The organism is Pedobacter riviphilus, assembly GCF_014692875.1.
GTDB classification, from domain to species: Bacteria; Bacteroidota; Bacteroidia; order Sphingobacteriales; family Sphingobacteriaceae; genus Pedobacter; species Pedobacter riviphilus.
The window spans coordinates 3919239-3931163 of sequence record NZ_CP061171.1; the positions used below are offsets into that span (position 1 = coordinate 3919239).

The 11925-nt window shown below is 38.7% G+C and carries 9 protein-coding genes; 1 reads left to right on the forward strand and 8 read right to left on the reverse strand.

Features of this window, described 5'->3' with window-relative positions; translation table 11 throughout:
• Nucleotides 1-278: 278 nt before the first annotated feature.
• The 7 genes from H9N25_RS15965 to H9N25_RS15990 all read right to left on the reverse strand — a co-directional run bounded on the left by H9N25_RS15965 (nucleotide 279) and on the right by H9N25_RS15990 (nucleotide 8894).
• Nucleotides 279-716 carry a putative signal transducing protein gene (locus tag H9N25_RS15965; protein ID WP_190326527.1) on the reverse strand — a complete coding sequence of 146 codons (438 nt, stop codon included), beginning with the start codon at nucleotides 714-716 and terminating at the stop codon, nucleotides 279-281.
• Nucleotides 717-770: 54 nt separating this feature from the next.
• A complete protein-coding gene (locus H9N25_RS15970; RefSeq protein WP_190326528.1) occupies nucleotides 771-2108 on the reverse strand; it encodes a GH1 family beta-glucosidase in 1338 nt (445 codons plus the stop codon).
• Between the two features lie 108 nt (nucleotides 2109-2216).
• Nucleotides 2217-3611 carry a c-type cytochrome domain-containing protein gene (locus H9N25_RS15975; protein WP_190326529.1) on the reverse strand — a complete coding sequence of 465 codons (1395 nt, stop codon included), beginning with the start codon at nucleotides 3609-3611 and terminating at the stop codon, nucleotides 2217-2219.
• A 1-nt stretch (nucleotide 3612) separates the two neighbouring features.
• Nucleotides 3613-4368 (reverse strand): sugar phosphate isomerase/epimerase, encoded by a 756-nt coding sequence (locus H9N25_RS15980; RefSeq protein ID WP_223833408.1) that lies wholly within the window; start codon nucleotides 4366-4368, stop codon nucleotides 3613-3615.
• A gap of 70 nt (nucleotides 4369-4438) precedes the next feature.
• Complete coding sequence (locus H9N25_RS25485) at nucleotides 4439-4558, reverse strand: twin-arginine translocation signal domain-containing protein (RefSeq protein WP_407947435.1); 120 nt, start codon at nucleotides 4556-4558, stop codon at nucleotides 4439-4441.
• A 76-nt stretch (nucleotides 4559-4634) separates the two neighbouring features.
• Complete coding sequence (locus H9N25_RS15985; protein ID WP_190326530.1) at nucleotides 4635-6143, reverse strand: DUF1501 domain-containing protein; 1509 nt, start codon at nucleotides 6141-6143, stop codon at nucleotides 4635-4637.
• A 12-nt stretch (nucleotides 6144-6155) separates the two neighbouring features.
• Nucleotides 6156-8894: a DUF1553 domain-containing protein gene (locus H9N25_RS15990; protein WP_190326531.1), complete on the reverse strand. Its 2739-nt coding sequence runs from the start codon at nucleotides 8892-8894 to the stop codon at nucleotides 6156-6158.
• A gap of 177 nt (nucleotides 8895-9071) precedes the next feature.
• On the opposite strand from H9N25_RS15990, the gene H9N25_RS15995 reads away from it, so the two are divergent.
• Nucleotides 9072-9989: an AraC family transcriptional regulator gene (locus tag H9N25_RS15995; protein ID WP_190326532.1), complete on the forward strand. Its 918-nt coding sequence runs from the start codon at nucleotides 9072-9074 to the stop codon at nucleotides 9987-9989.
• A gap of 103 nt (nucleotides 9990-10092) precedes the next feature.
• Here the strand turns inward: H9N25_RS15995 and H9N25_RS16000 are convergent, their stop codons facing one another.
• Entirely contained in the window at nucleotides 10093-11910 is a 1818-nt protein-coding gene (locus tag H9N25_RS16000) for a MutS-related protein (protein WP_190326533.1), read from the reverse strand.
• Between the last annotated feature and the right edge of the window lie 15 nt (nucleotides 11911-11925).

Here is an 11925-nt window from a genome sequence, read left to right on the forward strand (position 1 = left end):
GAGGGGAAGTTTGCCTTCCTTGCAGGAAATGAGCTTTCTAGCCCCGGGCGCAGCGGCATCCCTGAAGCGCAGCGTAAGGATACAGCGAAGCACGGGAACAAATTTTAATAGCTGCCTCTGGCCCTGCGCTTCAAAATGAAACAATGAATAATTGTCCTATTTTCTTGGAAAGCAATTGCAATAGTTCTTAGGTTTGGATTAGCCCACTAATGCCGCTGCTGATTAGAAAAAACAGCACTTGCGTATATCGGGTTTAGAGCAATAAGTCTGTTCAAAAATTATTCAAACTCATAACCACAATCATAACAATGATGACACTTATTGGCCTTAATTGGAGTACTTAGTGTTAAAAAGGCAAGCATAGTTGCCCAAATACTATATTTTTTATCAGTAGCCATTCCATAACCTACATTTGTAGATCCACATTGTGCACAAACCGTTTTATCATCTCCTGATTCTTCTTCGTCGATAATTTCCTCTGATGGATCAAAGTTCAAACTATTGTCTTCAACCAATAAAGCATTAATGGCTTCTACATCTCTTTCAAAAACAATGAGTTTTACACCTCCAATGGCCTGATTGTAAAGCGGGTTTAAGGTTGCAACATTTTCATCCGCCAGGAAACAGGCAAACCCACTATCTTCCAATTTAGCTTTAATAATATTGGCCTCCATCGGATTGTAATAGGTGCTGTAAACTACTGTTCTATCATTCATCAACCAAACTTAAGAATTTGTTTAGTATTGAAAGAGAAAACAGCGGTATATCAACTAACTTTTCAGGAAGTTTTGCCACCAATAGCCCGAATCTTTAATGGTACGTTCCTGGGTTTTGAAATCGTTATAAATCAGTCCAAACCTTGCCGTAAAACCCTCTGCCCATTCAAAATTATCCATTAATGTCCAAACCATGTAGCCTGTTATATTTATGCCTTCCTTTTTGAGTTTTAGCAGTGCATTTAAATAAAGCTTAAAATATTCAATACGTTCAGGGTCTTCTACTTTGCCATTGATCAGTTTATCATGATAGGCAGCGCCATTCTCTGTGATCAGGATATTTTTGATATTTGGATAAGTGGCAAACTGTTTAACAATATTATAAAAACTATCTGCGTTTACCTCCCAGCCCATTGCAGTATGTGGCTTTTTTCTGCTTTTGGCTTTAACTTCCCAGGCCTGGACCACGGGAATAAAAGCATTGTATTTCACCGTCAACGGAAAATAATTTTGAAGACCGATAAAATCAAAGTCGAATTTCATTCTTTCTTGCAATCGCCAGGCACCATACTCGATCTGAAATTTTTCCAGTACATCCCAATCGGCTGTAGGAAAGCCCATGCCTAGTGTAGGTTCTATAAACAGGCGGTTCATGAGGCAATCTACACGTTTAGCAGTAAGGATATCACTATCACTTTGTGTATTAGGGATCACTTCCGAACAGGAAAAAGTAGTGCCAATGTTGGCCTTACCAATTTCGGCACGTAAAATCTTTCCACCATCTGCCTGGGCCAGTGCAGTATGGAGCACTGCAGAAAAGAAATTACTCAATCCGGTTTTCCCCGGAGCATGAACCCCAAGCATATAACCTAAAGAAGTATAACCGAAAGGCTCATTCAAAACAATCCAATTTTTTACCTTATCGCCATACTCTAAAGCACAGATGCTTACAAAAGCATTAAAGGCAGCGTTAATGCTAAAACTTGTCCAGCCGCCCTCATCTTCTAACGCCTGTGGCAAATCCCAATGATAAAGTGTAACGTAGGGAGTTATTCCATGGGTTAAACATTCATCAATGAGGTTATGATAAAAACGGATACCTTCCTGATTAATGTCTCCCCTACCTGCGGGTAAAATCCGCGACCAGGCGATCGAGAATCTAAAAACTTTAAAACCCAGCAGTTTAACTAAAGCTATATCTTCGGTATAACGGTGGTAAAAATCGCAGGCAGGATCCAATTTGTGATTCTTTTTTATTTTTCCATTTTTTGATGTAAATGTATCCCAAATAGAAGGGCCTTTACCATATTGGGTGGCTGTACCTTCTATTTGAGCAGCAGCAGTAGCCACACCCCATAAAAAATTTTGGCCAAAATCACTTGCATTAATCATTCGTTATCAATTAATTGCCATAAGTTGCGAGTTTAATATTAATAAATCGTTAATAAAGAACAGAAAAGACTTTTCGGAAACAATTAATCAGCAGTACGCCTAATGGGCCTACGGTACTTTAACCACAGTAGTATCCTGTGCCATCATTGGCACCTTATAATTTCCGGTATCCAAACTTACTTTAGGCAATATTCTTTTTATACTGGCTAAATCTGCTTTACCTATGCCGGTTTGATATACATACAGAAATTTTAAATTTTTCAGTTTCTTTAATTGATTAATCCCTTTAACCGTAATTTTTGTCCCGACTAAACTCAATGATTGTAACTGTTCTAAATCTTTAAGCGATGCCAAACCTGCATCCGTTATGTTAGTATTATTTAGATTTAACCTGGTTAAGTTTTTGCAACCTTTTATTGCAGTTAAAGTTTGATCGTTTACTTTATTGTTTTCTAGCTTTAGCCAAAGAAGTTGTTTTTCGATTGATTTTATCAGGTCCAAAACATCTTTCCCCATCGATTGTGCATTGACAAAATTGGCTGAAAGATAGTTGGTGTTCTGGGCAACAGGAAATACGGTAATTCCTGCATCGGTAAACTTTTTTAATATTTTAATATCAACTACCGAAACCTCTTGTGCCGGAATATCGCTGGCTTTGATTTGTCCGGTCTCACTTTCGCCTTTTTGTAAACTGGCTAAAATTGCTTTTATATTTTCTGGTTGAGGAATATCTTTAAATTTCTTCCTAAAATCGGCACCATTATCTATCCACCATTTTAACAGGGCAATCTCATTGGTAGTAAGTTGAGGCTTTTCTTTAGGCGCCATATGGTCTTCATCATTCAGTGGCAGTAAAATCCGCTTCATCAGCTCACTATCATCTGCTTTACCCTTTACAACAGTGCGCCCATCTTCCCCACCTTTTAAAATATATTCTTCTTGGTCTAACCTTAGCTTACCTTTCTGCTTTTCGCTGCCATGGCAACTATAACATCTATTCTGAAAGAGTGGTTGAATGGCATTTTGATAAACAAAGGCTTCTTGCACATTGGGAATTGGTGGGATAGCTGCACCACCTTTTGTACTGCCCGATTTTAATGGCGCAGTTAAATAATCAGAGCCATGGGTTAAAGAGCCCCCCAGGTGTCCTGTTATGGAAATGAGGACGATAAGAACTGTAGCAATTGTGCCCAATAATGCATTCGATTTAACCTTTTGATAAATAATCCACAATATAAAAGATAATACAGCTACACTAATGCCCATCCATTGGTGATTGCTAACGAGTTTCCCATCATAATCACCCCCGTTGGCCAATAAATAACCAGTAATGCAGGATATTACAGCGCTCAACGCACCCAAAAGTAGCATGATAGGAATGGCTGGCTTTAAGTTGATAAACTTTGCAGCAAATGATAAAAGAATACAAATACAGCCAAGTAACAAAATCCCAATAGGAAGGTGGACAAAAACTGGGTGAAAGCGGCCAAAAAATTCTAACATCTTATTGATATCTCTTTCTTAATAAATTCATCATATAAACATTTATTGCCCATTGATCGGCAAGGGGCTGGCGCGTATAAGGCAGGGTAGGCATATAATCAGCTGGACCAAATTCGGTAAGAATGGTCATACGTTCGCCGTTTTTCTTTTTGCGTGCTATAATTTTATCCCACCAGCCCAGGTGTGCTTCTACCACTTTCGCCCATTCTGGAGCCCGTGGATCGTTTACCTGTGGCCCTTCGGGGTGCCCAACGCGCGAGTGAATATGTTCTGCCTTCTCTAAAATAAAATCGATCGTTTGCTTCTGATCAGACAATAAACTTTCATGCACATTACACCAATGTGAAATATCTAAAGTAAATTTTAATTCAGGATTTTTCTCCGCAAAATTTTTGGCAACATGCGCTGCAAACATCATACGGCTACGGTGTGTTTCGTGATAAATCGGTATGCCCGACGATTTGCTCTTGGCCGTTGCGTAATCGATAATCTGTTTATTCTCTTCGTAAGTGAAATAATCTTTTCCAGAATGGCAATTGATGTAAATGGGTTTTTGATAAGTATTGGCACAAATAGCATCTAAACTTTTTTTGAAAGAAGCTAAGTGCTCAGTTATGTTCGACTGCGATCCGGCGCATAAAAACCCAATTTCTAGTTTATATTTCTTAACCGCATCAAAAAGCTCTTTTATGGCTTTATCTTCACCTGGCCACCATACTTCAATACCTTCATACCCTTCTTTTTTGCTGCTGCACAAAATTCATCTCTTGCACCTCCAAAACCCCAATCGGTTTGCATAAATAATAATTCGTATCCTGCTTTAGCTTTTATATCCTTAACGGGATAGCGTTGATATTTTGTATTGGAGCTAACATGGAAGCCGCCGTTACGACCGCTGTATTTTGTAAGAATTTTCTTCTTGTTTGGTTCATTGGTTCACTTGTCATTAGTTGATTGGTTCATAGTTCACATCCAATTGCTTATTGAACTTTGACTATTGGTAATTCTTCTATTGTTATCGCTTTAAGCCACAATCTCTGATATCACCTTACCTGCCACATCAGTTAACCTAAACGGCCGCCCTTGAAAAGGATAGGTAAATTGTTCATGATCAAAGCCCAACTGGTTTAAAATAGTGGCTTGAATATCGAAAGCATCAACTTTTCCACTCGCAGCACTGTATCCAATTTCGTCTGTTTCGCCGTGTGTGAATCCTTTTTTCACACCTCCACCAGCCATCCATATGGTAAATGCTTCTGTATGATGATCTCTGCCTTTAAATGGATTCTGAATACCATTTCTGTTTTCCATCATGGGAGTACGTCCGAATTCGCCACCCCAAACCACCAGGGTTTCTTCTAATAAACCGCGTTGTTTTAAATCGAGTAATAAAGCTGTAATTGGTCTGTCAATGGCCCTGCATTTATTCTTCAATCCAATGTTAAGTGAATTGTTTGGATTATCACCGTGCGCATCCCATCCCCAATCGAATAATTGAATATAACGTACACCTTTTTCAACCAGTTTTCTTGCAAGCAGTACGTTATTGGCAAAACAGGCTTTACCGGGTTGTGTGCCATACATTTCATGAATGTAGGCAGGTTCATCATTAATATTCATCACTTCTGGTGCCGATATCTGCATGCGGTAGGCCATTTCATATTGGGCTATCCGCGATAAAATCTCAGGATCGTTATACTCTTGATATTGTTGCTCGTTGGCCTTATTAATGGCTTCGATAGACGCTTTTCTTAAATCCCTGTTCATCCCATCCGGATCTTTTATAAACAGCACCGGGTCTCCCTCACTTCTACATTGTACACCTTGATAAACAGATGGTAAGAAACCACTCCCCCAAACACTTTTTCCTGCATCGGGGAAACTACCTCCACTGGTCAATACTACATATCCCGGTAAATTCTGGTTTTCTGATCCCAAACCATAGGTTACCCAACTTCCCATACTCGGTCTGCCCAAACGCGGTGAACCTGTATGCACCAACAACTGTGCAGGAGCATGGTTAAATTGATCTGTTTTTACAGCTTTCAAAAAGCTTACCTCATCTACCATGGTTGAAAAATGGGGTAAATTATCACTCACCAAGGCGCCTGATTGTCCATATTTAGCGAAATTGGCCTGTGGACCCAGCATTTTAGGTACTCCTGTTATAAAAGCAAATTTTTTCCCAGCGAGCAACGATGGAGGGCAATCCTGACCGTCCATTTTCATTAACTCCGGTTTAAAATCAAACAATTCTAATTGAGATGGAGCACCTGCCATGTGCAGATAAATTACGCTTCGGGCCTTACCCACAAGTGGTGGCGATTTTGGTAGTAATGGATGTGCAGGATCATAAGCGATTTTGGTTTGTGGACTTGAAAAAAGATTACAGCTACCCAGTAACGAACCCATTGCCAAAGCACCCAAACCCATCGCACTTTCTTTTAAAAAATGACGTCGTGAGTGCAGGCGTGCATTTGCTTCGTGTGCCTCTTTAATCAACCGATGTGCATTTAATTCGTCTCTCGTCATAACCTGATCAGATTAATTTTTAGTAACTACTTCATCCAGATTAAGCATGGCATTGGCCACTAACACCATTGCTGCCTCTTCTGGCTTATATTTCTTCTGTTTATCGCCCATAAATGCTGATACACTTGCCGAATTTTTTCTAAACTCATCAAAAGCCTTGACATACAGATCTTCGAATACTTTTAATCTGTTTTGAGGGATCGTTTTGTATAAGATCAATTCATAACCCTTTGCTATTTTCGATTTGCTGTTATTTCCACCTATTTTATCCATACGTACCGCCAGTTTTCTGGCTAAATCGATATAAACACTATCATTTAAGGTTACCAGGGCCTGCAAAGGAGTATTAGTTCGGATACGGCGCGGACTACAAACCACCCGCGATGCTCCATCGAAAGCAATAGCTGATGGATATGGCGCTGTTCTTTTCCAATAGGTATAAATTCCCCTACGGTATTGTTCTTCTCCACTACTTAGCACCCACTTGGCTCCATTATAAGGTGAGAACCAAATCCCTTCGGGCTGCCAAGGCATTACCGGTGGTCCGTACATTTTACTACTTAATACACCACAAACTGCAAGACTCTGATCTCTTATTTGTTCTGCGCTTAATCTAACCCGCGAGCCCCTGGCGTAAAACTTATTAAACAGATCTTTTTCTTTCAGTTCTTCTGTTACCTTACTGTCTTGCCTGTAAGTAGCCATCATTACCAGTTCCTTTAACATTTTTTTAACGCTCCAGTTATATTTGTACATAAACTGATAAGCCATAAAATCTAAAAGTTCCTGGTGGGTAGGCGCCATTCCCTGGGTTCCCATGTCTTCTAAAGTTTCTACCAATCCTGCTCCGTACAATTGTTCCCATAGTCTGTTTACCATTGTTCTCGATACGAGCGGGTTTCTTTTATCAGTAAGCCACATGGCTAAACCCATCCTGTTATCAGGTGCATTTTTAGGCATGGCAAAAGCTAAAGAATTAGGTACACCAACTTTAACTTCTTTGCCCTTCGAAGTCCACGCACCACGCTCAAACACATAGTTTTTGCGCTGCATGCTCAATGGGTTTTCGATCATAATCGGCGTTGTTGGCACCTTTGCGTTCATTAAATCAGTAAATCTTTTTTTATTGGCCAAATATTCTGGTTTGCCTTTTCCAGGAAACTGTTTGGTAAAATAAAACCAATCGAAGTACACCATAAATTCGTCAGGATTTTTGACCGAGGGGTTGGTATATTTTAAATACACATCTTTTAAGCCACTTTGTTTAGGGAAATCGATCTCTAGGTTTTGATAACCCTGTGTTTGAGCAAGTTTCCATGATTTGATTATGGGTCCGTTTGGCGAACCTAGATGTAAACTCATTGTACCATTTGGCTGGCTGCAGTTATAACGCATAATCAATTGATCTACATTTTCGAGGCTTACAGATTTTAACCTTGCAGATGAGCTATTTTTAAAATACAGCGCAATGTTATTGTTGCCAATTACCGAATTAACCAGCTCATCAGCCGTGGTAGAGTTTATTGTAGGCTCACCAGTTTTTAAAAACAAGCTCACCTGATCGGCTCTTTCTTTACCCGCAACAGTTTTAACCCAGCTGGTTAAATGATTAAGCTCGTTTGTAAGGCTATCGTTAAAATCTTTAAATAATGGGTATTCTGCGGAAACATCTTCATCCCTCGTATTGTTAAAATACGACATGAATTTATAATATTCATCATGTTTAAAGGGATCGTATGGATGACTGTGGCACTGTACGCAAGAAAAAGTTGTACTCATTAGCCCTTCCCAGGTGGCATTTACACGATCTAAAACCGCCGCCGTTCTAAACTCTTCATTGTTGGTACCACCCTCATCGTTGGTTGGCGTATTCCTGCTAAAAGCGGTGGCAATATATTGGGCATCGGTTGGATTGGGAAATAAATCTCCGGCAATCTGATCGGTAATAAATCGATCATATGGCATATCATGGTTAAAGGCCTTAATCACCCAGTCGCGATAGCTCCAGATATTTCGGTTAGGATCACTTTCGTAACCTTTAGTATCAGCATAACGTGCTATATCCAGCCACATCGATGCCCAGCGCTCGCCAAATTTAGGCGAAGCCAGCAAGCTATCAACCAACACATTGTAGGCTGCCTGTTCATCTTTATTGTTCAAATAAAATTTGGCCAGTTTATCTGATGGGTAAGTACCGATCAAATCTAAACTTACTCTCCTCAACAGGGTAGCCTTATCGGCAGTTTTAGAGGGCTCAAGTTTATTTTCTTCAAGCTTTGCAAAAATAAATTTATCCAGATCGTTGCGCACCCAATTATTATCTACATCTGGCAATTCAGTCGGTTTTACACTAACATAAGCCCAGTGGTTACCCCATTTTGCACCTTGTTTTATCCAACTGCTAAGAATATCAATTTCATCATTATTTAAAGCGGGGTGCTTATAAGGCATTCTTTCTTCAGGATCGTTAGATTTTAGGCGTTTAATAAACTCGCTATCCTCCGGATTACCAGGAATGATGGCTGGTTTACCACTTTTGGTTTTAGCTAAGGCTTCTTCTCTGAATAATACACTAAAGCCACCTTGTTGCTTAACACCGCCATGGCATGAAATGCATTTTTTATTTAAAATGGGTTTAACCTGTGCGTTAAAATCAATCTGTTTCTCCGAAGAAAAAAGTGAAAAGGCAATTAAGGCGATTGCCACCAGCACAAAGCCAGAGGCAAATAGTATTTTCTTGTTCAATAACATTTGGTTAAAAATAAACTTATGCTAATTTTTAGCGGTTTTGTATTTATATACAAAGTTAAATTAAGCTAAACATTAAACAACGGAACGATCGTTAGACTAAATCGCTAAATTGTTGTTGCACTTAACCAAAGATCAAAAAAAATATAAAACATAAAAATGTATTAACTTGCTCAAAAAATGGATTATATTACTTTTTTTTATGAATTAAACATGGAGAAACGCCAGATTAAACCAAAAAATAGTTTTGATTTACTAAAATCCATCATTATTCCAAAAAATGTACTTCTAAAACAATGCATGGGGAATGGAATCATAAGCAACATATTCATTACCGACATTGGCTATTACCGTAAAGCACTGAACCACTATATACAAAGAAACAATGGTGCCGAACAGCATATTTTGATTTATTGTGTAGAGGGAATGGGAACTGTAGAATTTCAGGGTAGTGTATACCATATCGAGGCCGGAAACTTCATCATCATCCCTAGAAAAATGCCACATACTTACCAAGCAAACTCCAGTTTACCATGGACTATTTATTGGTTCCATTTTTTAGGGAGCGGTGCCGACCAACTTATAGCGTCGTTACAGCACTATAAGGCTTATGCAGGTTTTAGTGAAGAACGAAACATGATGTTTGATACTATTTACAACCGATTGGAAAGAGGCTTTAGTAGAGAAAATCTAATCTACGCCAATTTATGTTTTCACCATTATATTGCTGAAATTGTTTATACCGATAAACTTCTCAATAATGATAAAATTAAGGAACCTGATAAAGTGGAGGAGGTTATAGATTTTATGCGGAGCAACATCGAAAAGACACTCAGTTTAAAAGAAATGGCTTTAGCCGCTTATCTTTCTCCGTCTTATTTATCGGCCATTTTTAAAAAGAAAACCGGAACCTCTCCTATCGATTACTTTAACCAGCTTAAAATTCAGAGAACCACCCAGTATTTACTTTTTACCAATTTAAGGATCAACGAAATTGCACTAAAAATCGGCATTAACGATCCTTATTATTTTAGCAGGCTCTTTTCAAGCATCATGGGCATTTCGCCAAAACAATATCGCGATAATAGGTTTAATTAGATGGCGTGGAGTGCTGGCAGGAAGTAATATTTGCCAGAATTTTCGTGTTATATTTATTGCTAAAACATCCTTACCGTGTCAGATAGCAATATCTGACACCAAATTAATCCAAAGTTAAACCGATTTCCTTCAATAAGATTGCGGCATTAAAAGTTTTACATGGGCCTAATTTTAGTAAATAATCAAACTTCATCTCACCTGCAGTAATCTGGATATCGAAATGGAAATTACGAACGGTTTCAGAGTGATCGATAATCAGATCTGCCAGTTGTAAATCGTGTGTAGCAAAAAGTGCAGGTGTTTTTTCGGCAATCAGCTTTTGTATAAAAACCTTTGAGCCCAAATATTTATCCCGACTGTTTGTACCGCGCAGCATTTCGTCAATCAGTACAAAAGTATCTTTGTCTTTAACCACATTATCTAAGATCATTTTTAGCCGGTTTAGCTCGGCTTTAAAAGTAGAGGTACTTTCGTTCAGCGAATCTTTGATCCGCATATAGGTATTAATCGAAAAAACAGATAATTGCATGGTTTCTGCACAAACAGGTGCACCAGCATAAGCCAGTACCATGTTAATTCCCAAAGTACGCAGGAAGGTACTTTTACCTGCCATGTTAGAGCCCGTTACAATATCTACAGTTGGTTTTGCTTCTAAATGAAAATCATTGCTTACCCTTAAGTTCTCGTTTATGAGTGGATGGCCAATTTGTATACCTGACAATGAAAACCCATCTGATAATACCGGGAAAACCCAATCTGGTTGATTGTAGGCTGTTGTAGCCAATGAGATCAGTTCTTCAAAATCACCCAGATGATCGAGAGCAGAAATTACATCCTTCGATGAAGATTTATACCAGATATCGAGGTTGATACAACATTTTAAATCCCAAAGCAAAAGGGCATTTAATACTCCACCCACAATGATATTCAATCGGGCATCAAAATTTTCGATAATCTTAGTAAGACCTTTAATTTCTTTGCTTACCGGGATTTTCGAATCGAGCAAATCTAACGTATAGCTACTTTTCCAGTTTTGATTTTCTGTCCATAAAATAGCGCTGGCATAGCCGTTAAGCAGGTTAGAACTTCCACCAAAGCTATAAAATACCTTGTTGATTTTTGAGCCCAATAATACATTCCATCCGATATGGATAACAACCAAAAGTGCCAATACTTTCCAAAAAGCACCACTAATAAGCAGCGCTGCTAAAATTAAAACAATAGAAACATAAGGCACCATTTTAACGTAAAACCTTAAAAAACTGCCCTTTACAAATTCCAATTGTGCACCCAGCTGGTGTTTAAGCTGTATTTTAATCTGCTCTATTTTATCGGGATCATAACCGTGCAAATTGGCTCTAAAGCTATAAGTCTCTGCTATCTTATCTCTTATTTCTTTTATGGCTTCCTGGCGGCGTAATATCTTTTCTCTAGTGGATTTTTCTGCAAAATTTTTAGCCAGGAGTTTATTCCCACTTTTAGTACTACAACGGTTAATTAAGGCAAACAACGATGAGGCACCAAAAATATCAAGATCGGAAGTATAAGGATGCAGTTCAGATTCGAAAGCTTTACCATGGTCGTATCCGTTAGCTGCACCATTTAAAATATTCCATTCGTTCTGATAAATCCATAAAAGTTGTTTTTTATAATCGATTTCACGATCGAGCTGGCTTTGTCTGCGAACGACAAAGGCGAAGGCAATAACCGGCAGTAATAAACAAATCTGGATTAATGTACGCAGGCTGTCATCTGCTGAGCGCAACAACAAAACAAAAAATAAAATTTCGGTCAGGAACAAGCCTATCCTAATGAGCGAAAGTTGATCGATTATTTTTTTGGTTTTCGCTATATCAGCAGTAACCTGCTTAATTTTTTGGTCGTAATCAGGTATTATCTCTGTTTTTTGTTTTAACCTCATCTCTCTTAAATGTGT

What these genes read in the sequence shown, in the direction of transcription:
- H9N25_RS15990 (WP_190326531.1), bottom strand. Translation starts at nt 8,894, where the DNA reads ATGTTATTGAACAAGAAAATACTATTTGCCTCTGGCTTTGTGCTGGTG.
- H9N25_RS15975 (WP_190326529.1), bottom strand. Translation starts at nt 3,611, where the DNA reads ATGTTAGAATTTTTTGGCCGCTTTCACCCAGTTTTTGTCCACCTTCCT.
- H9N25_RS15970 (WP_190326528.1), bottom strand. Translation starts at nt 2,108, where the DNA reads ATGATTAATGCAAGTGATTTTGGCCAAAATTTTTTATGGGGTGTGGCT.
- H9N25_RS15965 (WP_190326527.1), bottom strand. Translation starts at nt 716, where the DNA reads ATGAATGATAGAACAGTAGTTTACAGCACCTATTACAATCCGATGGAG.
- H9N25_RS16000 (WP_190326533.1), bottom strand. Translation starts at nt 11,910, where the DNA reads ATGAGGTTAAAACAAAAAACAGAGATAATACCTGATTACGACCAAAAA.
- H9N25_RS15985 (WP_190326530.1), bottom strand. Translation starts at nt 6,143, where the DNA reads ATGACGAGAGACGAATTAAATGCACATCGGTTGATTAAAGAGGCACAC.
- H9N25_RS25485 (WP_407947435.1), bottom strand. Translation starts at nt 4,558, where the DNA reads ATGACAAGTGAACCAATGAACCAAACAAGAAGAAAATTCTTACAAAAT.
- H9N25_RS15995 (WP_190326532.1), top strand. Translation starts at nt 9,072, where the DNA reads ATGGATTATATTACTTTTTTTTATGAATTAAACATGGAGAAACGCCAG.